This window comes from Streptomyces sp. NPDC028711 (assembly GCF_055565415.1).
Window position 1 is genome coordinate 75,474 of sequence record NZ_JBVHUJ010000002.1, and the last position, 20,036, is coordinate 95,509.

At 72.9% G+C, this 20,036-nt stretch carries 21 protein-coding genes; 13 read left to right on the plus strand and 8 right to left on the minus strand.

Features of this window, described 5'->3' with window-relative positions:
* Nucleotides 1-7: 7 nt before the first annotated feature.
* Complete coding sequence (locus ACZ4VK_RS06175) at nt 8-1,219, minus strand: Cmx/CmrA family chloramphenicol efflux MFS transporter (RefSeq protein ID WP_468349029.1); 1,212 nt, start codon at nt 1,217-1,219, stop codon at nt 8-10.
* A gap of 315 nt (nt 1,220-1,534) precedes the next feature.
* On the opposite strand from ACZ4VK_RS06175, the gene ACZ4VK_RS06180 reads away from it, so the two are divergent.
* Both ACZ4VK_RS06180 and ACZ4VK_RS06185 read left to right on the plus strand, forming a co-directional pair.
* Complete coding sequence (locus ACZ4VK_RS06180; RefSeq protein ID WP_468349031.1) at nt 1,535-2,854, plus strand: cation:proton antiporter; 1,320 nt, start codon at nt 1,535-1,537, stop codon at nt 2,852-2,854.
* Nucleotides 2,851-3,588, plus strand: coding sequence for a 4'-phosphopantetheinyl transferase family protein (locus tag ACZ4VK_RS06185; protein WP_468349033.1), 738 nt, complete (start codon nt 2,851-2,853; stop codon nt 3,586-3,588). The genes ACZ4VK_RS06180 and ACZ4VK_RS06185 overlap by 4 nt, the downstream gene beginning before the upstream one ends.
* On the opposite strand, the gene ACZ4VK_RS06190 is transcribed toward ACZ4VK_RS06185, so the two are convergent.
* Nucleotides 3,585-4,535 (minus strand): ParB N-terminal domain-containing protein, encoded by a 951-nt coding sequence (locus tag ACZ4VK_RS06190; protein ID WP_468349035.1) that lies wholly within the window; start codon nt 4,533-4,535, stop codon nt 3,585-3,587. The two genes, ACZ4VK_RS06185 and ACZ4VK_RS06190, sit on opposite strands and share 4 nt — an antisense overlap.
* A 604-nt stretch (nt 4,536-5,139) precedes the next feature.
* Between ACZ4VK_RS06190 and ACZ4VK_RS06195 the strand changes: the two genes are divergently transcribed.
* The 4 genes from ACZ4VK_RS06195 to ACZ4VK_RS06210 are packed head-to-tail and all read left to right on the plus strand — an operon-like array spanning nt 5,140 to nt 7,665.
* The gene (locus tag ACZ4VK_RS06195; protein ID WP_468349037.1) at nt 5,140-5,631 is read left to right on the plus strand and encodes a hypothetical protein; all 492 of its coding nucleotides are present in this window, start codon (nt 5,140-5,142) and stop codon (nt 5,629-5,631) included.
* Nucleotides 5,632-6,153 (plus strand): hypothetical protein, encoded by a 522-nt coding sequence (locus tag ACZ4VK_RS06200; RefSeq protein ID WP_468349038.1) that lies wholly within the window; start codon nt 5,632-5,634, stop codon nt 6,151-6,153.
* Nucleotides 6,147-7,382, plus strand: a complete 1,236-nt coding sequence (locus ACZ4VK_RS06205; RefSeq protein WP_468349040.1) for an MAB_1171c family putative transporter — start codon at nt 6,147-6,149, stop codon at nt 7,380-7,382. Before ACZ4VK_RS06200 ends, ACZ4VK_RS06205 begins: the two co-directional genes overlap by 7 nt.
* Nucleotides 7,351-7,665, plus strand: coding sequence for a hypothetical protein (locus ACZ4VK_RS06210; RefSeq protein WP_468349042.1), 315 nt, complete (start codon nt 7,351-7,353; stop codon nt 7,663-7,665). Before ACZ4VK_RS06205 ends, ACZ4VK_RS06210 begins: the two co-directional genes overlap by 32 nt.
* A gap of 304 nt (nt 7,666-7,969) precedes the next feature.
* Here ACZ4VK_RS06210 and ACZ4VK_RS06215 read toward each other — a convergent pair whose 3' ends face one another.
* Together ACZ4VK_RS06215 and ACZ4VK_RS06220 are read right to left on the minus strand one after the other, a co-directional pair.
* On the minus strand, nt 7,970-8,842 hold the full coding sequence (locus tag ACZ4VK_RS06215) for an undecaprenyl-diphosphate phosphatase (RefSeq protein ID WP_468349044.1): 873 nt from the start codon (nt 8,840-8,842) through the stop codon (nt 7,970-7,972).
* 81 nt (nt 8,843-8,923) lie between these two features.
* Complete coding sequence (locus ACZ4VK_RS06220) at nt 8,924-9,394, minus strand: winged helix-turn-helix transcriptional regulator (RefSeq protein ID WP_468349046.1); 471 nt, start codon at nt 9,392-9,394, stop codon at nt 8,924-8,926.
* 105 nt (nt 9,395-9,499) lie between these two features.
* Here ACZ4VK_RS06220 and ACZ4VK_RS06225 point away from each other — a divergent pair, with 105 nt between their 5' ends.
* Nucleotides 9,500-10,669 (plus strand): thiolase family protein, encoded by a 1,170-nt coding sequence (locus tag ACZ4VK_RS06225; protein WP_468349049.1) that lies wholly within the window; start codon nt 9,500-9,502, stop codon nt 10,667-10,669.
* 7 nt (nt 10,670-10,676) lie between these two features.
* Here ACZ4VK_RS06225 and ACZ4VK_RS06230 read toward each other — a convergent pair whose 3' ends face one another.
* Nucleotides 10,677-11,444 carry a TVP38/TMEM64 family protein gene (locus ACZ4VK_RS06230; RefSeq protein WP_468349051.1) on the minus strand — a complete coding sequence of 256 codons (768 nt, stop codon included), beginning with the start codon at nt 11,442-11,444 and terminating at the stop codon, nt 10,677-10,679.
* A 333-nt stretch (nt 11,445-11,777) separates the two neighbouring features.
* Between ACZ4VK_RS06230 and ACZ4VK_RS06235 the strand changes: the two genes are divergently transcribed.
* The 3 genes from ACZ4VK_RS06235 (at nt 11,778) to ACZ4VK_RS06245 (ending at nt 14,380) form a co-directional block, all read left to right on the plus strand.
* Nucleotides 11,778-12,512: a DNA alkylation repair protein gene (locus tag ACZ4VK_RS06235; protein ID WP_468349053.1), complete on the plus strand. Its 735-nt coding sequence runs from the start codon at nt 11,778-11,780 to the stop codon at nt 12,510-12,512.
* A 47-nt stretch (nt 12,513-12,559) separates the two neighbouring features.
* Nucleotides 12,560-13,417 (plus strand): patatin-like phospholipase family protein, encoded by an 858-nt coding sequence (locus ACZ4VK_RS06240; RefSeq protein ID WP_468349055.1) that lies wholly within the window; start codon nt 12,560-12,562, stop codon nt 13,415-13,417.
* 117 nt (nt 13,418-13,534) lie between these two features.
* A complete protein-coding gene (locus ACZ4VK_RS06245; protein ID WP_468349057.1) occupies nt 13,535-14,380 on the plus strand; it encodes a spermidine synthase in 846 nt (281 codons plus the stop codon).
* Here the strand turns inward: ACZ4VK_RS06245 and ACZ4VK_RS06250 are convergent.
* Together ACZ4VK_RS06250 and ACZ4VK_RS06255 are read right to left on the minus strand one after the other, a co-directional pair.
* Nucleotides 14,342-15,697: an MFS transporter gene (locus ACZ4VK_RS06250; RefSeq protein WP_468349059.1), complete on the minus strand. Its 1,356-nt coding sequence runs from the start codon at nt 15,695-15,697 to the stop codon at nt 14,342-14,344. The genes ACZ4VK_RS06245 and ACZ4VK_RS06250 overlap by 39 nt on opposite strands.
* Before the next feature lie 191 nt (nt 15,698-15,888).
* Entirely contained in the window at nt 15,889-16,995 is a 1,107-nt protein-coding gene (locus ACZ4VK_RS06255; protein WP_468349061.1) for a DUF8017 domain-containing protein, read from the minus strand.
* 123 nt (nt 16,996-17,118) lie between these two features.
* Here ACZ4VK_RS06255 and ACZ4VK_RS06260 point away from each other — a divergent pair, with 123 nt between their 5' ends.
* Together ACZ4VK_RS06260 and ACZ4VK_RS06265 are read left to right on the plus strand one after the other, a co-directional pair.
* The gene (locus ACZ4VK_RS06260; RefSeq protein WP_468350764.1) at nt 17,119-17,556 is read left to right on the plus strand and encodes a DUF4442 domain-containing protein; all 438 of its coding nucleotides are present in this window, start codon (nt 17,119-17,121) and stop codon (nt 17,554-17,556) included.
* A 217-nt stretch (nt 17,557-17,773) separates the two neighbouring features.
* Complete coding sequence (locus ACZ4VK_RS06265) at nt 17,774-18,433, plus strand: DedA family protein (protein WP_468349063.1); 660 nt, start codon at nt 17,774-17,776, stop codon at nt 18,431-18,433.
* 118 nt (nt 18,434-18,551) lie between these two features.
* Here ACZ4VK_RS06265 and ACZ4VK_RS06270 read toward each other — a convergent pair whose 3' ends face one another.
* Entirely contained in the window at nt 18,552-19,079 is a 528-nt protein-coding gene (locus ACZ4VK_RS06270) for a gamma carbonic anhydrase family protein (RefSeq protein ID WP_468349065.1), read from the minus strand.
* Between the two features lie 131 nt (nt 19,080-19,210).
* Here ACZ4VK_RS06270 and ACZ4VK_RS06275 point away from each other — a divergent pair, with 131 nt between their 5' ends.
* On the plus strand, nt 19,211-19,978 hold the full coding sequence (locus ACZ4VK_RS06275; protein WP_468349067.1) for an acyltransferase: 768 nt from the start codon (nt 19,211-19,213) through the stop codon (nt 19,976-19,978).
* Nucleotides 19,979-20,036 lie beyond the last annotated feature (58 nt).

The following is a 20,036-nucleotide window of genomic DNA, read 5'->3' on the forward strand; positions in this document are numbered from 1 at the left end:
GCGAGGATCAGGAACGGGCCTCCACCGGGCGCCCGGTGGGCGGGTTCTCCGTGGCGCCGGCGGCGCTCTTGCCGGCGGTGATGCCGACGGCCCGGGCCACGCCCGCCAGGACGAGCGCGGTGGCGACGAGCACGGCGCTCACCACCAGCGGCGAGCGGTATCCGAGGTCGGCGCCCAGGGCGAGACCACCCAGGGCGGGCCCGGCGGCGGCGCCGACGTTCAGCGCGGCGGTGGCGAAGCCGCCGGCCAGCGTGGGGGCGTCCGAAGCCGTGTAGAGGGCCTGCGCGATCAGCGTGGAGCCCACGCCGAACGAGAGCGCGCCCTGGACGAAGACGAGGACGAGCGCCACGACCGGGTTCCCGGCCGTGACGGCGAACACCAGCCAGCCCGCGAGGAGGATCGCACCACCGACGGCGAGGACCTGGCCGGGACGGGTGTCCGCGAGCCGGCCGCCCACGTTGACCCCGACGAAGGACCCGATGCCGAACAGTGCGAGCGTGGCGGGCACCCAACCGGAGCTCAGCTCCGTCACGTTGGTGATGACCGGCGCGAGGTACGTGAACGAGCAGAACGTCGCTCCGTTGACCAGCGCCCCGAGCAGCAGCGTCACGCCGAGCCGGGGCGTGCGGAGCGCCCGCAGCTCGTGGCGGACGCTGGGCGCCGCCGGGTCGACGGGCGTCGCCGGAACGGACCACAGCACCGCGAAGACCGCGGGGGCGGAGATGATCGCGACCCCCCAGAACGCCGAGCGCCAGCCCCAGACCTCGCTGAGGACGGCGCCGAGCGGGACACCGGCGATGCAGGCGAGGGTGACGCCGCTGAGCAGGATCGACGTCGCCCGGCCCTTGGCCTGGGGCCCGGCCATGCTCGCCGCGGTCGCGAGGCCGACGGCGAGGAAGCCCGCGTTGGCGAGTGCGGCGATCACCCGCGTGACGAAGAGGACTTCGAAGCTGTGGGTGAGGGCGCCGACGACATGCGCGAGGAGGAACGTGATGAGGAACGCGAGCAGCGCCCTGCGGCGCGGCCAGCGCAGGCTCAGCATCGCGACCAGCGGCGCGCCGACGATCATTCCGACGGCGAAGGCCGAGGTGAGTGAGCCGACGGCCGGGAGGGAGACGCCGAAGTCGGCGGCCATGTCCTCGACGAGGCCGGACAGCATGAATTCCGACGTTCCCTGGGCGAATACGGCCAGCCCGAGAACGTAGATGGCGAATGGCATGAAGGAGCTCCAACTACATCGCAGAAAGGGGAGACGCGACGCATGGACGAAAAGCCGTGCGTGGCGTGGGAGACGTCCCGGAGAGAGCTCCGGACGTGATCCCGCGATGCGGTTGATCCGTGGCGAATGCGCGACGCGCTGCTCGGCGGCAGAGGCCGGGGAAAGCAGGGTCGTCAGAGGGTTACGCGATCAGCCACCGGATCACCGGTGGCTCGCTTCTTTCCGCCTCAGGACTCGACATACCTCTCAACATAGCAACGCCCGGAACGCCGTGTCTAACGACTTGGACACCCCCGGCGCGGAGAAGGAGTGTTCATGACGACCCACCAGACAGCCATGATCATGATGGGGCTGGCGGCGGTCCTCGCCCTGGCGCACGTGCTCGGGCGCCTCGCGCGGCGATGCGGCCAGCCGGCCGTCCTCGGCGAGATCCTCGCCGGCGTCCTGCTCGGTCCGACGCTGTTCCACGGCGCCCTCTCGGACGCGGTCTTCCCGACGGACGTCCGGCCGATGCTCAGCACGCTCGGCAACCTCGGCGTCGCGCTGTTCATGTTCCTCGTCGGCCTCGAACTGGACCACCGGCTGCTGCGCGGGAACAAGCGCGCCGCGGTCGGGGTGTCCGTGGGCTCGATCGTCTGCTCGTTCGGACTCGGCGCGGTGCTCGCGGTCTGGCTGTGGAACGGCCACGCGGTCGGCGACCGGCTCGGCTTCGTGCTGTTCCTCGGCGCGGCCATGTCCATCACGGCCTTCCCGGTGCTGGCCCGCATCCTCACCGACCGGGGCATCCAGCACACCCGGGTCGGCGCGCTGGCGATGGCGAGCGCGGCCGCCGGGGACGTCGTCGCCTGGCTGCTGCTCGCGGCCGTCCTCGCCTTCACCGGGAGCCAGAGCTCCTGGCAGGTGCTCCTCGTCCTGCCGTACGCCGTGGTCATGATCGCGGTGGTACGGCCGCTCCTCGGCAGGTTCCTGGCCGCCCGCGAGCCGGGCGGAACCGGGGCCGGCGGGCGAGGGCCGGGGGCCGGGGTGCTCGGGGTCCTGACCGTGCTGCTGCTCGTCTCCGGCGCGCTGAGCGAGTGGTTCGGGCTGCACTTCATCTTCGGCGCGTTCCTGGCGGGCGCGATCGTGCCGCGGCAGGGCACGGAGCGACTGCGCGCGGCCGTCGCCGACCGGTTCGAGACGGTCACCTGGATGCTGCTGCCCGCGTACTTCACGGTCGCCGGTCTCAAGGTGGACCTGAGCACGGTGGACGCGGGCGGACTCGGCGAGCTCGGCCTGATCCTTCTCGTGGCGATCGGCGGCAAGTTCGGTGGCGCCTACCTGGGGGCGCGGGCCGCGGGCAGGCCCGGACGGTCCGCGACGACGCTGGGCATCCTCATGAACACCCGCGGACTCACCGAACTCATCATCCTCGGCGTCGGGCTGCAACTGGGGCTGCTCGACACGGACCTGTACTCCCTCATGGTCGTCATGGCCCTCGTGACCACCGCCATGACCACGCCCCTGCTGCGCTGGGCCTACCCGCGCCAGATGGTCGACGCGGATCTGCGGGAGCTGGCCGCGGAGTGGGAGGCGGCGGTGCCGCACCCGCAGACCGCAGGGCAGGCGGGCGGGAAGCCGTCGGGGGCGAAGCGATGACGCCCACGCTCCTGACCGGGCTCGTACCCGAAGCGGCGCTGACCGCCGAGGAGTTCGGCGACGTCCCGGACGCCTGGATCTTCCCGGAGGAGGCGGCCGTGCTCAGCCGGGCCGGGGACCGTAGGCGCCGGGAGTTCGCCACCGTACGGCACTGCGCGCGGCTCGCCCTGACCTCCCTCGGCCGGCCCGCCGGACCGATGGTGCCGGGGGAGCGGGGCGCGCCGAGCTGGCCGGAGGGCGTGGTGGGTTCGATGACCCACTGCGACGGCTACCGCGCCGCCGCCGTGGCCCGCCGGATCGACGTCGCCGCCCTGGGCATCGACGCCGAACCCCACGCGCCGCTGCCGCCGGGCCTGCTCCGGCGGATCGCGTCCCCCGCCGAGCGTGCCCACCTGACGGAGCTGTCCCGCGCCCTGCCGATGCTCCACTGGGACCGGCTGTTCTTCAGCGCCAAGGAGTCGGTGTACAAGGCGTGGTTCCCGCTGACCGGGACCTGGCTGGACTTCCGCGAGGCGGAGCTGGTCATCGACCCGTACCGGCAGACCTTCCGCGCCCGCCTCCTGCGCACCGGACGCGATGACGAGGGATGGCCGCTCCACACCCTGCACGGGCGGTGGCGGGTCGGCCGCCGGCTCGTCGTCACCGCCGTCGCCCACCGGGTGGCGGCCGCCACCCTGGGAAGCGCCGGAGCCCTGGGAAGGGCAGGCGCCGCCACCGGGTCCGGCCGGAACTAGTCGGTCAGGGACTCCTCGGCGCACCGCAGCTCCTGGGCCATCCCCTTGAGGTCGTCGGCGCAGGCGGACAGGATGTCGGCCACCGCGCTCCGGCCGTGCAGGGGGATGGTGGGGGCGAGGCGCTTCCACTCCTCGGTGGTCCGCAGCTGCGCGTGCAGCCGCTGCAGGACGAGCCGACCGCTCTCGCTGAGCCGGAGCGAGGGGTCGTTGCGGAGCCCGTCGAAGAGGGTGATGCGGCGGGCGAGATCGGGCGCGCCCCGTGGGCCCGTACGGTCCTCGTCCGGCGCGGGCGGCGTGGCGGCGCCGGGGCCGGCCGGCCGCCCCTCGGCCAGCCGGTGGCGCACGTCACGGGCGGTGCCCACGGAGATCCCGGCCTGCCGGGCGATCTCCCGCAGCGAGGCCGCGGGATTCTGCCGGATCACCTCGGCCGCCACCCGGCGGCCCTCCGCCGTGGTGGACGGACGGACCCGGCCGTCCCGTCCGACCCGCGCCTCCGGTCGCGCGTCCGGGTCGGCGATGTCCCGGCGCAACGCGCCCACGCCGGTGGCGCTCCAGCCGGTCCGCTCGGCGATGCTGCGGTCGGACCAGTGGGGGTGCGTACGTAATATCCGCAGCGCCGCCTGCTTCCGCTCGTTGCTGGAGAGCGGGAGCCCGTGCCGCGTGTTGGACTCGACGGCGAGCAGGAAGGCCGCCTGCTCGTCCCCCTCGAACCAGCGCGCGCCGATGGTGTGCATGTTGCGCAGCTGGGCCGCCCGCACCCGGTGCATGCCGTCGATGACCCGCAGGGTCGCCCGGTGCACGAGGATCGGCGGGAACTCCGTCTCGCTCTCCGCGAGCGCCCTCACGTGTGCCTGGTCGAGCGCGAAGCGTGGCGAGTCGGCCGGCAGCAGGGTGTGGATGTCGATGTCAAAGGTCGACGCCTGTCGTAGATCCGAAATCGTGGACATCAATGCCTCCAGGAACGCACGTCATCGATGACAGGAAAGGGTGGACGGCTCCGCCGCCGCGGGCGCGACGGAGCGGCGCGCGAAGGCGGGGCGGCGGCGCGGGAGAGGAACCACCGCGGGTGAGCGCGCGGAGATCACGGGGGAGGGTGAGGGGTGTGAGGGTGGGGGGTGTGGGGGTGGGGGATGAGTGGGGATGCGGGGCCGGGGTGACGGCCGCGGGTCAGTACACGGTGCGTGGGTACGGAGCGGTACGGGGGACGGCGTCGGCCGCGATGCCGGGGAAGCCGGCTCTCCGCATGGCCACCGCGCCCCGTGGGCGGGCCGGCCTCCCACGGTCGGCGCTCGACCGGTGCACCCACCGGTCCTGCGTGTCACGCGGCTGCACCATGCGATCGCGATCCTTTCGAGGGATGGGCGACGCCTCGTCGGCGACCGTAGCCGAAATGTGACGCTAAGCCAGCGCATGATCAGGCGTCAACGTGTCCGCTGACGTGGACGGCCCTGTCCGCCCCGGCACGTGTCCTGAATCGTTCTTGTCCGCTCCTGCGGACGGGGATACGAATGGCCTGAGCCCTCTGCAGGGTCTTCGGGAGGGATGGTTCGCATGGCTGGGGAACCGGCGCACGACGACGGAGTACGCCCGCTGCTACGGAAGTTCGACCAGCGGCTCACCGAACTGATCCACGCCGTCTACCCCGACGAGCAGCAGCGCCCCGGATACGCCCGCCTCGCCCGGGAGATCAGCACGGTGACCGGCGGCTCCATCTCGGGGACGTACCTGTGGGAACTCGCCACGGGCAAGAAGCGCAACATCACCCTCGAACAGCTCGACGTCCTCGCCCAGTTCTTCGGGGTGCCCCCCGAGTACTTCCTCAACGAGGAGGTGTCGCAGCGGGTGCAGGCGCAGCTGGCGCTCGCCACCGCCCTGCGGGACGCCAAGGTGCGCAGTCTGGCGATGCGCGCCTCGGGGCTCTCGCCCGCGAGCCTCGACTCCCTGCTGACCATCGTGAACGAGACGAGGAAAGTGCAGAACCTGCCCGAGGTCGGCCCCCAGGGGACGGAGGACGCCCTGTTACCCGAGAACGAGGAGCGGTAGGTGCTGCGATCCCTGACCCTGCATCGGCGCTGCCGGAAGCTCGCCGAAGCGGTGCGGCTCCCCCAGCCGTTCTCCATCGCGAGCTTCCGCGACCACGTCGCGGAGCAGCGGGGACGGCCGCTGCACCTCCACCCGTTACCGCTCGAAGCCGCGTCGGCCGGCGCCTGCGGCGTCTGGCTCGCGACGGCCGCCGACGACCACATCTTCTACGAGCAGCACACCTCGGCGCTCCACCAGGAACACATCGTGCTCCACGAGTTCGGCCACATGCTCTTCGACCACCGCCCGGCCGCGGACCGGCCGGACGAGGACGACGCCCTGCGCGCGGTCCTGCCGGACCTCGATCCGCGGCTGATCGGCCGCCTCTTCGGGCGCACCAACTACTCCACCCTCCAGGAGCGCGAGGCCGAGCTGCTCGCGAGCCTGCTGCGCACCGGGGCGGACCTGCCGCCGCGACGCGCGCCACACGGCCCGCTCGCCAGCCTGAGCGCCGCCCTCGGGGTAGAGAACCCCGGGTGCTGAGCTCCAGTCTGACCGCGTTCGGCACGTGGCTCGCGTACCCCGGCTGTCTCTGCATCTGCCTCGCCGCACTCCTGCGCGCGGCGCCGTCCCTGCGCTCCGCCGACCGGCGCGGGCTCTGGCTCGCGGTGGCCACGGCGGGCGTGGCGATGGTGCTCGACCTGCCCGTCGTCACCGCGACGGCGAGGGAACTCACCGGCACCGGCCACGCCGTCGACCTGGTGCGGAACCTCACCGGGGTCGTCTCGGCGGGCGCCGTCCTGTTCTTCGTCTCCGCCCCCGCCGGGAGCCGCCTGTTACGAGTCGGCCTCTTCGGCGCCACCGGCACGGTCATGGTCGTCCTGACGGTCCTCGACCTCAACGCCCCGGCGCATCCCTCCCACTCGGTGTTCGCCGCCGGCGGCCCGACGCCGTCCTTCGCCTACTGGCTGACTCTCATCGGCACCCACATGGTGGCCAACACTGTCTGTCTGACCATCTGTTGCTGGTACGGCCTGCGCACCGACGACCGGCTCCTGGCCACCGCCCTCTGGCTCTTCGCCGCGGGCACCGCGTTCGCCGGGCTGTTCTGGACCGGCCGGCTGCTGCGCCTCGTCCTCCACGCGGAATGGGTCGGGCCGTACCTCCCGCTCATGATCAACCTGCACGCGGTGCTGCGCGCGACGGCCATCCTCGTCCCGAGCGGCGTCGCGCTGGCCCGCGCCGTGACCGACGCCCGTACCGTGTGGCGTCTCTGGCCCCTCTGGCACGCGCTGGTGGGCGCCGTCCCCCATGTCGTCCTGACCGGACGCCGCATGAGACTGCTCGAACTCCTCTGGCCGCCGATCCCGCGGAGACTGCTGGCCTACCGCAAGCTCATCGAGATCCGGGACGCGATGCTGGAGCTCGACCACTACGTGCCGCCCGGGCTCGCGCTGCTGGCCCGCGACCACGTCCGGCCGCACGGTCTCACTCCCGCCCAGACCGACGCGGCGGTCCTGGCCTGTGTGATGAAGGAGGCCCGCCGGGCGAAGCTCGCGGGCGTCCCGCGGTGCGCCATGGAAGCAGAATCGTTTCCTCGCGGAGTGGCCCCCCTCGTCCTCACCCGCCAGGAACACCCGACGACCCTCACGGCCGAGAAGACCCACCTGATCGACCTGGCCCGCGCCTACACCTCACCCCCGGCCCGCTCCTTCGCCCCCGCCGCGGACCGTGCGGCGCGTGCCCGTACCGCACGACTACGGCAACGGTGACGACGCGGTGATCAGCTTCAATCCCAGCGGTACCACCGGTGAATTCGGCAACCGCCAGGAAGTCCGGACCGGCGAAGCCGGACGCTTCTGGCGCGAGAACATGAAGACCAGTGGTGGGGGCGGGCGTGTGGCCCGTACCGGCGTAGAAGTACGCACTGCTATGGGTTGCGGAGTTGGCGATCAGGTCGGGGCGTCCGTCGCGGTTGGCGTCACCCACACCCACGATGTCGCTGTACGTGCTCCAGCCGCTGCCGATTCTCGTGCGGCTTCGACGTACGGGTGACGGTGAAGGTACCGGACTCCTTGAGCGTCGGGCCAATGCCGCTGAGCGGCATGGCCGTGATCTCCCACGTGTAGTCACCGTTGTAGGCGCTGCGGTCGGGCCTCCAGGCCCCCGGATCGCCGAGGTCCCCGTTCCAGTCGTAGCTGTGTGGGCCCTTCCGCGTCATCCCCTACTTCGCGGACGCACACGTCCTGGTGGGGCGTGTCCCGCCTCCCCGGTGGGAGATGAGTGGGAGACAATCATGGTGTGGTGCTGCAATCAGGCGCTAGGAAATGCTAGGTAGCGCTACCTGTGCCGCCCGGGTTCAGCCGCCTGACTCGCCCGCGTGCGGGCTGAGGACGTCGGTGCCCACCAGGATGAACAGCAGGATGCCGAGCAGGATGCGGTAGATCACGAACGGCATGAAGGACTTCGTGGTGATGAACTTCATGAACCAGGCGATCACCGCGTAACCCACGACGAAGGCGATGATCGTGGCGAAGATCGTCGGGCCCCAGGAGACGTGCCCCTCGCCCGCGTCCTTCAGCTCGAACACGCCGGAGGCGAGGACCGCGGGGATCGCGAGGAGGAAGGAGTAACGGGCGGCCGCCTCGCGGGTGTAGCCCATGAGCAGGCCGCCGGAGATCGTCGCGCCCGAGCGGGAGACACCGGGAATGAGCGCCATCGCCTGGCAGAGGCCGAAGATCAGGCCGTCCTTCACGCCGAGTTCCTTGAGCGTCTTGCGCTCGCGGACGACCCGGTGGCGACCGCCGATCTCGTCGCGGGCGGCAAGCCGGTCCGCGATGCCGAGGACGACGCCCATGACGATCAGTGTGGTGGCGATCAGCCGCAGGTCGCGGAACGGGCCCTCGATCTGGTCCTTGAACGTGACGCCGAGGACTCCGATCGGGATCGACCCCACGATCACCAGCCAGCCCATCTGGGCGTCGTGGTCGGAGCGCATCGCCTTGTTCGTGAGGGAGCGGAACCAGGCCGAGACGATCCGGGCGATGTCCTTGCGGAAGTAGATCAGGACCGCGGTCTCCGTGCCGATCTGGGTGATCGCGGTGAAGGCCGCACCCGGGTCGTGCCAGCCGGCGAACGCCGCGGTGAGGCGGAGGTGCGCGCTGGAGGAGATGGGAAGGAACTCCGTCAGCCCCTGGACGAGCCCGAGGATGAACGATTCGAACCAACTCATGGGGCTAGGGCCGTCCCGTTATGTACGTGTGCGGTCAGAAGGTCGTGCGCAGCGTACCGTCCCAAGATGACGAGCCCGTGCTCAGGCCTCCTGAGGGTCTGTCGGCCCGGCCGTCGTCCATCCCGGGGCCCGGACACGGGCGCTCAGGGTCTCGCGGACGGCCTCGCCGCCGCAGTGGGCGCAGACGAGCCGGGGGCTGAGGACCTCGCCGCACTCGTGCTCCAGGACCACGGGACCGGCGTCGGCGTTGAGGTGGCGGTCGCCCCAGGCCATCAGGGTCACGAGGACTGGCTGGAGCTCCTCGCCGGCGGCCGTGTTCCGGTACTCGAAGCGCCGTGGACGTTCGCTGTACGGCACCTTCTCCAGGATTCCGGCCTCGACGAGCCGCTTGAGGCGGGCGGTGAGGATGTCGCGGGGAGCGCCGGTGTTGCGGGCGATCCGGTCGAAGCGGTGCACCCCGAGCGACACCTCGCGGAGCACGAGGAGGGCGTACTTCTCGCCGACGAGCGCGAGGGTGTCGGCGATCGAGCAGGGGCGGGGGGAGGCCTTCATCGCTCCAGCGTAGGGCAGCATCCGAGAAGTAGGTTTGAAAACCCAACCCACTCGGATATGTTACCGACGAGTGTCGGTCCACTTCTCCAACTCAGGAGCCTTGTCATGCGCGACGCCGTCATCGTCGAAGCCGTCCGGACCCCGATAGGAAAGGGCAAGGCGGGCGGAGCCCTGTCCCACGTCCACCCGGTCGCCCTCCTCTCCCACACCCTGCGCGCCCTCGTCGAACGAAGCGGCATCGACCCCGCCCTCGTCGACGACGTGATCGGCGGCACCGTCGACCAGGTCGGCGAGCAGGCCATGAACACCACCCGCTACGCCTGGCTCGGCGCCGGATTCCCCGAGTCCGTTCCCGCCACCACCGTCGACCGGCAGTGCGGCTCCTCCCAGCAGGCCGTCCACTTCGCCGCTCAGGGTGTCCTCTCCGGGGCGTACGACATCGCCGTCGCCTGCGGAGTCGAGTCCATGAGCCGGGTCCCCATGTGGTCCAACGTGCCGCCCGGTGCCGACCCCTTCGGCCCCGGCGTCGCCGAGCGCTACCCCGAGGGCCTCGTCCCGCAGGGCGTCAGCGCCGAACTCATCGCCGCCAAGTGGTCGATCGACCGCGAGGCCATGGACGCCTTCGCCACCGCCTCGCACGCCAAGGCGGCCCGCGCCTGGGCGGCCGGACTCTTCGACGCCGAGGTCGCCCCGTACGAGGACGTCCGCCGCGACGAGTCCGTACGCCCCGCCACAAGCCCCGAGGTCCTCGCCGGGCTCAGGCCCTCCTTCGAGGACCCCGCCTTCGCCGCCCGCTTCCCGCAGATCGACTGGTCCGTCACCGCCGGCAACAGCAGCCCCGTCAACGACGGCGCGTCCGCCGTCCTCGTCATGGCCGCCGACACCGCCAGGAGCCTCGGCCTGCGGCCCCTCGCCCGGCTGCACAGCTTCGCCGTCACCGGCTCCGACCCGCTGCTCATGCTCACCGGCGTCATCCCGGCCACCGAGAAGGTCCTGCGCCGCGCGGGCCTCTCGCTCGCCGACATCGACCTCTTCGAGATCAACGAGGCCTTCGCGAGCGTCGTCCTGGCCTGGCAGCGGGAGACCGGCGCCGACCCGGCCAAGGTCAACGTCCACGGCGGCGCCCTCGCCCTCGGCCACCCCCTCGGCGCCAGCGGCACCCGCCTCACCACGACCCTCGTCCACGCCCTGCGCGCCAGGGGCGGCCGCTACGGTCTGCAGGCGATGTGCGAGGCGGGCGGCCTCGCGAACGCGATGATCGTCGAGGCGCTCTAGGGCCTGTTCAGCGGATACCGGCCACCGGCTCCGGCTCCGGCTTCGGCGTGTCCGCCGGGGCGGGAGCCGCGGCCGGGGCCCGCAGGCCGTGCCGCTTGCGCCAGGCGACCACGGCGGCGGCCAGGCCCGACAGGACGATGAACCCCGCGGAGAAGAGGAAGGCGGGCGAACCCGGCGAACCGGCCTGGGCGCCCGCCACGACGTACGCCGCCGTGTTGGGCACCGAGCCGAGCGCCGTCGCCAGGAGGAACGGCGCGTACCCCATGCGGGAGACCGCGGCGCAGTAGTTGGCCGCGGCGAACGGCACCCCCGGGAACAGCCGGATCGCCAGCATCGAACGGAACCCGTGCCGGCTCAGCTGCCCGTCCGCCGCCGTCAGCCAGCGGCCCCGCAACAGCGGCCGCAGCGCGTCCTGCCCCAGGAACCGGCCGAGGGTGAACGCGATCCCGGCGCCCAGCACCGTCCCCGCGAGCGCCGCCGGCAGACCCGCGGCCGAACCGAACAGCGCGCCCGCCGCGAGATTGAGCACCGGCCGCGGTACGAACGCCGCCGTGCACACCCCGTACGCGAGGCCGAAGAGCAGCACAGCCCCCGCGCCGCTCGTCCGCGGCGGCCAGCCCGAGGCGAGGAGCCGCTGCGGCTCGTACAGCACCACGAGGGACGCCGCCGTGAGCAGCAGCAGGAGGAGCAGGGAGAGCCGTGCGCGGGGCGAGAGCAGGGCGTGGGAGCAGCGGACGGCGAAGGAGCCCGGCGGCCGGGGCGCGGGAGCGAGCATTCGGGGAGAGTAACGGACGCGTCCGTATGATCGCCGTAATGCGCGTCATGTCCGTCCGCCGGGGGACGGGCGACCGGTCGGCCACCGGGGGCGGTGATGAGGCCGCCTGCCGGTCCGCAGCCGGCCCGGCCCCCAGTCCACAGCCGACCCCTCCGGACCGGGCCCTCCGGGGGAGGCCCCTCCGGTCCGGGCCCCTCCGGTCCGGGCCTCCCGGGACGAGGCCCCTCCGGTCCGGGCCCCTCCGGTCCGGGCCTCCCGGGACGAGGCCCCTCCGGTCCGGGGCCCCGGATCACCCGATTCCCGGCCAGAACGCCCCACGACAGGGAGGCCCCCATGACCGACACCGTGCCGCCACGCGGCGGCGCCGCGCTCGCCGGGGACGTCCCCGACAGTGCCCTCGCCGACACCGTCCTCGACCGGCTCACCACGGTCTACCCGGCGGCGGGCAACCCCTTCCGGGCGCAGGAGATGGTCGCGTACATGAAGGGCGTCGCCCCCTTCCTCGGCGTACGCACCCCCGAGCGCCGGGCCCTGTCCCGTACCGTCCTCGACGGCGTCCCCCGCCCCGACGAGACCGACTGCGCCGCCGTCGCGCTGCGCTGTTTCGCCCTCCCCGAGCGGGAGTACCACTACTTCGCCGTCGACTACCTCCGCCGCCATGTGAGGCGCTGCTCCTCCGGCTTCCTGCCCGTCGCCCGCCGGCTCGTCACCACCGTTCCGTGGTGGGACACCGTCGACCACCTCGCCGCCCACGTCGTCGGCGGCCTCGTCGCGGCCGATCCGCCCCTCGGTGCCCGCATGGACGAGTGGATCGAGGACGACGACCCGTGGGTGGCCCGCACCGCCCTCCTCCACCAGCTCCGCTTCAAGGCGGCCACGGACGCCGACCGGCTCTTCGCCCACCGCCTGCGCCGCGCCCCCGACACCGACTTCTTCCTCCGCAAGGCCATCGGCTGGGCCCTCCGCGAGTACGCCAAGACCGCCCCCGGCGAGGTACGCGCCTTCGTCACCACGAACACCACCCGGCTCTCCCCCCTCTCCGTCCGCGAGGCCCTGAAGCACCTCTGAGTCACCCCGGCCGCACGGTCTCCCAACTGCTGGGCCAGACTGGGCACATGACGCGTGGTGAGAGGCGGACGGCCCTGGTGCTCGGCGCGGGCGGGCTCGTCGGTGCGGCGTGGGAGGCCGGGGTCCTCCGGGGCCTCGCCGAGGCCGGGACCGATCTGTCCCGCGCCGACCTGATCGTCGGCAGCTCCGCCGGTGCGGTCGTCGGGGCCCAGCTCGCCTCCGGCACGCTCACCGTGGAGGAGCTGTACGAACGGCAGCTGAACGGGACGGCCCCCGAGCCCGCCGCCCGCCTCGGGATCCCCACGGTGCTGCGGTACGCCGTCGCCGTCCTCACCTCCCGCACCCCCGAGGCGTACGGGCGGAAGGTCGGGCGGCTCGCCCTCACGGCCCGGACCGTCGACGAGGCGGCCCGCCGCGAGACCGTGGCCCGGCGGCTCGACCCCGTCACCGGCTGGCCCGGACGGCGGCTGCTGGTCACCGCTGTCGACGCCGTGAGCGGAGAACTCCACGCGTACGACGCCGACAGCGGGATTGCGCTGGCCGACGCCGTCACCGCGAGCTGCGCGGTCCCGGGCCTCTGGCCGCCGGCGACGATCGGCGGCCGCCGGTGGATCGACGGCGGGATCCACTCCACGGCCAATGCCCACCTCGCCGCCGGATACGACCGCGTGGTCGTCATCGCCCCCGACGGGCGAGGCAACAAGGTCGTGCTCTCCCCGTCCCGGCAGGGCGCCGACCTCGCGGAGGCGGGCACGCGCGTCGAGGTGATCACCGCCGACGCGGATGCCCGCAAGGCCTTCGGGCGCAACGCGCTGGACCCGGCCCACCGGGCGTCCGCGGCCCGCGCCGGCCACACCCAGGCGGCCAGGCACGCGGAGGCGGTCGCCGCGGTGTGGACGGGCTGAGCGGCCGCATCACCGCCCGGCGCAAGCGGACCGGCCAGGCCCGCCGCACCCCCCCCCGGCAGGACCGGGTCCGACCCTCCGCACCACCCGCCCCGGCACCACGAGCACAATGAGAACGTGAACGAGCACATCCCCGTCATCCGCGAGGTCGACCAGGGCACCGCGCGCCTCATGCCCGACGTGGACCGGGAGCGGGCCTGGCTCCTGACCGTCGACGGTGCACCCCAGTCGTACGTCGACCTCGACGACCCGGCGTACCTGGAGTTCGAGTACGCGCTCCGCCTCGCCCACGTCGTCGACGGCGCCGCCTCCGAGGGCGAACCGCTCGACGTCCTCCACCTGGGCGGCGGGGGGCTCTCCCTGCCCCGGTACGTCGCCGCCACCCGGCCCGGCTCGCGTCAGGACGTGGTCGAGGCGGACCGCGGACTGCTCGCCCTGGTCGCGGAACACCTGCCGCTGCCCCCGGACTCCGGGATCGCCGTGCACGCCGCCGACGCCAGACGATGGCTGGAGGCGGCGCCCGCCGCCTCGGCCGACCTGGTCGTCGGTGACGTCTTCGGGGGCTCGCGCGTCCCCGCCCACCTCACGTCCGTCGAGTACGCGCGCGAGGTCCGGCGCGTCCTGCGACCCGACGGGCTCTACGCCGCCAACCTGGCCGACGGGGCCCCCTTCGCCTTCCTCCGCTCCCAGCTGGCCACCTTCGCGGCCGTCTTCCCGGAGCTGGCGCTGGTCGCCGAACCGGCCGTACTGCGCGGCCGCCGCTTCGGGAACGCGGTCCTGGTCGCCTCCGGCCGGGAGATCGACACCGCCCGCCTCGCCCGGCGTACCGCGGCGGACGCCTTCCCCGCGCGCGTGGAGCACGGGGAGACGCTCGGCCGGTTCACCGGAGACGCGGAACCGGTCCGCGACTCCGGGGCCGTCCCCTCACCCGTCCCGCCGGACGGCGCCTTCGGCATCGGCTGAGGCGGCGAGGGCGGGGACAGTCGCGGCCAGGGACGACGGCGCCGTTGCCGGCGGGGACGCGATCTCCTTCACGTGCGGACGCCGGGTCAGGTTCCGTACGTCAGGCACCAGCAGGACGAGCGCGGTGACGAGCACCATCAGTGCCGCCGCGCCCCACAGCGCCTCACTCCGGCCGAACGCGCTCTCCGCCGGGCCGGCGAGCGCCGTGGTCAGCGGCAGCAGGGCCGTCGAGCCGAACCAGTCGTAGGCCGAGACCCGTGACAACTTCTCCTCCGGGATCTCCTGGTGCATGGCCGTCATCCAGGAGACGCCGAAGACCTCGATGGCCACACCGCTCACGAACATCGCGGCCGTCAGCCCCACCGCGTCGAGGGGCACGGCGAGCGCCGCTGACGGCAGCGCGATCGGGAACACGCACAGCGTCCCCACGAACAGCATCCGGCGCGGCTTCCACCGGGCCATCAAGACGGCGCCCGCGAGCGTTCCCACGCCGTACGCGGCGAGCGCGATGCCCCAGGGCCGCGCGCCGCCCAGTTCGGCCCGGGCGACCAGCGGCCCGTACACCGACTCGACCGCCCCGATCAGACCCACCACGACGGAGAACTGGGCGACGATCGACCACAGCCAGGGCCGGCCGATGAACTCGTGCCAGCCCTCCCGCAGATCGGCGAAGAGGCCTTCGCCCGGGGCGCGTTCGGGAATGCCGCTGACGTCGAGGAAGGCGCGAAGGCCGCCCGCGACGGCGAAGGCGACCGCGTCGATCAGCAGCACCCAGCCGGGTCCGACGAAGGCGACGAGGGCGCCGCCGAGGGCGGCTCCGCCGATGGTCGCGCTGTGCATGGCCATCCGGTAGACGGCGAAGGCGCGGCTCGCCTGCTCGCCGGTGACGCTGGCCATCAGCATGCCCTCGGCGGCCGGGTTGAAGAAGGCCTGGCCGGTGCCGCAGAGCGCGGTGAGCACCATCATCTGCCAGATCTGGGCGTCGCCGGTGAGCACGAGGGCGGCGAAGAGGGCCTGCGAGACGCAGTTGAGGACGTTGGCGGCGACCATCACCCGGTGCCGGGGCACCCGGTCGGCTATGGCGCCGCCGATGAGGAGGAAGAGGACGAGCGGCAGGAAGCGGGCCATCGCCACGAGTCCCACGTCGCCCGCGTCGCCCCCGGACTCGAAGACCGCCCAGGTCGTGGCGATCAGGGCCCCGTGCGTACCGAGGTTCGTCACGATGGTGGCTGCGGTGAGGAGGACGTAGTTGCGGCCGGCCCACTCGGGGCGGCGGGAACCCAGCGGGATGCGGCGGGTGGGGGCGGGACTGTTCACCCCGGGACTATCCCTGTCGGCCCGCCCGGATGCCAACCCGATATCCGGACGCCCCGCCCCGGCGACGGCTCGGCCGGCCGGTCGTGCGCGTTCCGTCGTGCCCCCGGCCCCGCCCCCGGCGCGCGTGCATCGCGCGCCTGGGCCGGGGCCGGACGAGTCAGGACGGGTTCAGGACCCGCCGGCCGGGACCGTCAGGTCGCCGGCGCGAGGCGGACCGTCGAGAGGATCTGACGGATCGTGGCGTCCGGCAGTTCGCCCGCGACGTTGTCGGCCGCGTAGAGCACCCAGGTCGAGAAGTCGCCCGCGGTGTTCTTGAAGGTGAAGGCGATCGACTTGCCGTCCGACTCGCACTTGTTGCGCTTCTTGACGCCCGAAGCCGTGGCGGTCGCCATGCTGCCGGTGAGCCCGGACGTCGTCTTGTACGGGACGGGCTTGGTGACCTTGACGGTGTTCTTGGGCATGTGCTGCGCGTAGCCGCCCCACACCCACGAGGCGGCCTCACCGCGCGCGGCCTCCCCGGTGTTCTTGGCGCCCTGGCCGCCCTTGGTGCCGACGGTGCTCAGGCCCCAGGTCTCGTTGGTGCCGTTCTTGTCGGTGTCGAACGTGCACCACTCGCTCTTGAAGCGCGCCGGCGAGCTCATCGTCACGAGCGGGCTGCCGTCGTTCTTCTTCTCGTCCTCGAAGGCGGTGATCGTCCCGGTCTTCAGCACCTCCCACTCGGGCGGTACGTCGAAGAGGGTGCCGTACTTCGGGTTGAAGACGACCTTCCAGCCCGGGATGGTCGGCTGCTGCCCGGCGCCGTCGCGCGGGTTGGCGAGGGTCGGGGGAGCGCTCGTCGGCTCCGCCGGGGTGGAGGCCGACACGGGCGGAGTCGTGCCGCCTGCGGTCGGCTGGTTCTCGTCGTCCTTGCCGAGCACCAGGTAACCGGTGACACCGGCCGCGACGACCACGGCGGTCGCGGCGACGATCGCCACCAGGGTCGTCTGCTTCTTCTTCCCGCCGTCGGGCCCACCGGGCACGCCGGGGCCCGGCACCGCGTACTGCTGCGGCACGGTCGGCTGCTGGTACGGATTCGGCTGGCCGTAACCGGGCTGGCCGTACCCCTGCTGCGGGTAGCCGGGCTGCGCGGGCGGCGGCTGTTGCGGGTAGCCCGGCTGCGTCGGCGGCTGCGGGTACCCGGGCTGGGCCGGCGGCTGCTGATACGGGTTCGGCTGCTGGTACCCCGACTGCTGGTAGGGGTTCGGATTCTGGTCCTGCGGGTTCTGCTCGCCCCCGGGCGGCTGCTGTCCTGGCCACATGGCCGCTAACCATAGAGGGGCACGGGGTCCCCCGACCACGCCCGCCCCCCCGTACCGGGGGACGCGGGGGATGGCCAAGGCTGCTACTCGTGGGTAACATCACGGTCCATGAGCGCAGACCAGATGACCGTCGGTGAGATGCTCGCCGCCACGGTCCCCATGGCCGGGACCCTGAACCTGGAGTTCCTGGAGACCACCGCCGAGCGCGCCGTCGTGCGCCTGCCGGACCAGCCCGCCTACCACAACCACGTCGGCGGCCCGCACGCCGGAGCGATGTTCACGCTCGCCGAGTCCGCGAGCGGCGCCATCGTGCTCGCGGCCTTCGGCGACCAGCTGAGCCGCGCGGTGCCGCTCGCCGTCAAGGCCGAGATCGGCTACAAGAAGCTCGCCATGGGGGTCGTGACGGCCACCGCCACCCTGGGGCGCCCCGCCGCGGAGGTCGTCGCCGAGCTCGACGCCGGACAGCGCCCGGAGTTCCCGGTGCGGATCGACATCACCCGCGAGGACGGCGCCGTGACCGGCGAGATGACCGTCGTGTGGACGCTCCGCCCGACGGCCTGATCCCGCCCGGACGCCCGGCCCCATTCCGTACGCCGCGCGCCGCCCCCGCACCCCCACCGGTGCGGGGGCGGCCGCGCTCCGGGCCGTCCGGTGCCGGACCGGGCACCCCGTCGCGACCGGGTAGGCTGCCCCGGCGTGCCCGCCGCGGCGCGCGCCGGCGCCAGGGCCCCCGACCACGGGCCGGCGCGGCGGTCAGTCGAAACGGGAGGAAGCCGCGTTGCACGTCCAGGAGTGGCTGGAGACGATCCCCGCGGTCGCCGTGTACGTCCTCGTGGGGGTGGTGATCGGGCTGGAGAGCCTCGGCATCCCGCTCCCCGGGGAGATCGTGCTCGTGAGCTCGGCGCTGCTCGCCTCGCAGCACGGCGACATCAACCCGTGGGTGCTCGGGGCCTGCGCCACCGCCGGAGCGATCATCGGCGACTCGATCGGCTACGCGATCGGCCGCAGGGGCGGCCGGCCGCTGCTCGCCTGGCTGGGCGGGAAGTTCCCCAAGCACTTCAGCGAGGCGAACATCGCCCTCGCCGAGCGCTCCTTCCAGAAGTGGGGCATGTGGGCGGTCTTCTTCGGCCGCTTCGTCGCCCTGCTCCGCATCTTCGCCGGGCCGCTCGCGGGCGTCCTGCACATGCCGTACTGGAAGTTCCTCATCGCCAACGTCTTCGGCGGCATCCTCTGGGCCGGCGGCACCACGGCCGTCATCTACTCGGTCGGGATCGTCGCCGAGGCGTGGCTGAAGCGCTTCTCGTGGCTCGGCCTCGTGCTCGCCGTCCTGATCGGTGTGGCCTCGATGCTGATCATCAAGAACCGCGCCAAGAAGGCCGCGGCGGAGCACGCGGAGGCCGCCGAGCCGGCTCCGGAGCCGGTCGCGGTGGCCGACTGACCCCTGGCCGTACGCGAAGGAGGGCGGCACCCGCCGACGGGTGCCGCCCTCCTCCGTGTCCGGGGCCGTACGGCTCGTTCCGCAGTCGTCGGTCCCCGGCCCCCAGCGGTCTCACTCCTCAGTCCTCGAAGGCCTCGGCGTGCGCCTTGGCCAGGTGCAGGTACATCTCGGCGTTGAGCCTGATGCCCGCCTTCTCCTCCTCGGTCAGCGGGCGGCGCACCTTGGCGGGGACTCCGGCGACGAGCGAGCCCGGCGGGATCTCCATCCCCTGGGGCACGAGCGCCTGCGCGGCGACGAGCGAGCCCGCGCCGATCCGCGCGCCGTTGAGGACGGTCGCCCCCATGCCGACGAGGACGTCGTCCTCGATGACACAGCCGTGCACGGTCGCGTTGTGACCGACCGTCACGCGGGCCCCGATCGAGACGGGGAAGCCGGGGTCGACATGGACCGTGCAGTTGTCTTGGACGTTGGCGTCCTCGCCGATCACGATGGGGCCGCAGTCCGCCCGCAGCACGGTGTGGTACCAGATGTTGGCGCCGGCGCCGAGCGTCACCTCGCCGAGGACCACGGAGGTGGGGGCGGTGAAGGCGGTCGGGTCGATCAGCGGCTCCTTGCCGCCCACACCCTTGATCAACGCCTCTGTCATGGTTCGCTCCTGATCGTCTGCCGTCGTGTCACGCCCGGGGGTGCCCCCGGGCGCACCCTATGCCGTGCTCATGACGGACATCACAGCGCACCGCGGTGATCAGGCACGACGGCGCGGACTACCGTGTCCGGGTGCCCAGGAACAGAAACACGTTCTCCTCCCTCGCCGCCTGGCGGCGCCGGGTCCTCGCCCGTGCCGTGCAGGGCGGCTGGAACTGGGTGCGGGAGGCCGGCTCCGTCACCGCCGAGCACCCGGGCAAGCTGCGCTTCCGCCGCCTCGGCGCGGGCACCCGGCTCGCCTTCCCACAGGGCACGGTCTTCGGCGAGCGGTGGATCGAGATCGGCGAGTGCTGCATCGTCGCCGAACAGGTCACGCTGACGGCGGGGATGCTGCCGGGCCTCGACCTCGGCACGGACACCGTTCTGACGCTCGGCGACGGGGTGGTCCTCGGCCGGGGCAGCCATGTGATCGCCGACGCGAAGGTGACCATCGGCTCGGACACGTACTGCGGCCCGTACGTCTACATCACCTCGACCAACCACAGCTATGACGACCCGGACGAGCCGGTCGGCCGCCAGTGGCCCCGCTCGGAGCCCGTGACCATCGGGCCCGGCTGCTGGCTCGGCACGGGCGCCGTGATCCTTCCCGGAGCCCGGCTCGGCCGGAACGTGGTCGTCGCGGCGGGCGCGGTGGTACGGGGCGAGGTGCCGGACCACTCGGTCGTGGCGGGCGCCCCGGCCAAGGTCGTCCGGGGCTGGGACCCGGAGAAGGGCTGGCAGCCCCCGCTGCGCACGCCGGCCCCGGTCCCGATCCCGGAACACGTCACCGCCGCGCAGCTGGAGGCCCTCGCGGTCTGGGAGGCCGGGCGTACGGGGAGCTCGGAAGCCGTCTCCTCGTAACGGCCCGGTACGCGCAGGGGGTGTCTTGTCGGTCAGGCCAGGCGTCGCGAGCCCGGCC

What these genes read in the sequence shown, in the direction of transcription:
- ACZ4VK_RS06175 (WP_468349029.1), bottom strand. Translation starts at nt 1,219, where the DNA reads ATGCCATTCGCCATCTACGTTCTCGGGCTGGCCGTATTCGCCCAGGGA.
- ACZ4VK_RS06180 (WP_468349031.1), top strand. Translation starts at nt 1,535, where the DNA reads ATGACGACCCACCAGACAGCCATGATCATGATGGGGCTGGCGGCGGTC.
- ACZ4VK_RS06185 (WP_468349033.1), top strand. Translation starts at nt 2,851, where the DNA reads ATGACGCCCACGCTCCTGACCGGGCTCGTACCCGAAGCGGCGCTGACC.
- ACZ4VK_RS06190 (WP_468349035.1), bottom strand. Translation starts at nt 4,535, where the DNA reads ATGTCCACGATTTCGGATCTACGACAGGCGTCGACCTTTGACATCGAC.
- ACZ4VK_RS06195 (WP_468349037.1), top strand. Translation starts at nt 5,140, where the DNA reads ATGGCTGGGGAACCGGCGCACGACGACGGAGTACGCCCGCTGCTACGG.
- ACZ4VK_RS06215 (WP_468349044.1), bottom strand. Translation starts at nt 8,842, where the DNA reads ATGAGTTGGTTCGAATCGTTCATCCTCGGGCTCGTCCAGGGGCTGACG.
- ACZ4VK_RS06220 (WP_468349046.1), bottom strand. Translation starts at nt 9,394, where the DNA reads ATGAAGGCCTCCCCCCGCCCCTGCTCGATCGCCGACACCCTCGCGCTC.
- ACZ4VK_RS06225 (WP_468349049.1), top strand. Translation starts at nt 9,500, where the DNA reads ATGCGCGACGCCGTCATCGTCGAAGCCGTCCGGACCCCGATAGGAAAG.
- ACZ4VK_RS06230 (WP_468349051.1), bottom strand. Translation starts at nt 11,444, where the DNA reads ATGCTCGCTCCCGCGCCCCGGCCGCCGGGCTCCTTCGCCGTCCGCTGC.
- ACZ4VK_RS06235 (WP_468349053.1), top strand. Translation starts at nt 11,778, where the DNA reads ATGACCGACACCGTGCCGCCACGCGGCGGCGCCGCGCTCGCCGGGGAC.
- ACZ4VK_RS06240 (WP_468349055.1), top strand. Translation starts at nt 12,560, where the DNA reads ATGACGCGTGGTGAGAGGCGGACGGCCCTGGTGCTCGGCGCGGGCGGG.
- ACZ4VK_RS06255 (WP_468349061.1), bottom strand. Translation starts at nt 16,995, where the DNA reads ATGTGGCCAGGACAGCAGCCGCCCGGGGGCGAGCAGAACCCGCAGGAC.
- ACZ4VK_RS06260 (WP_468350764.1), top strand. Translation starts at nt 17,119, where the DNA reads ATGACCGTCGGTGAGATGCTCGCCGCCACGGTCCCCATGGCCGGGACC.
- ACZ4VK_RS06270 (WP_468349065.1), bottom strand. Translation starts at nt 19,079, where the DNA reads ATGACAGAGGCGTTGATCAAGGGTGTGGGCGGCAAGGAGCCGCTGATC.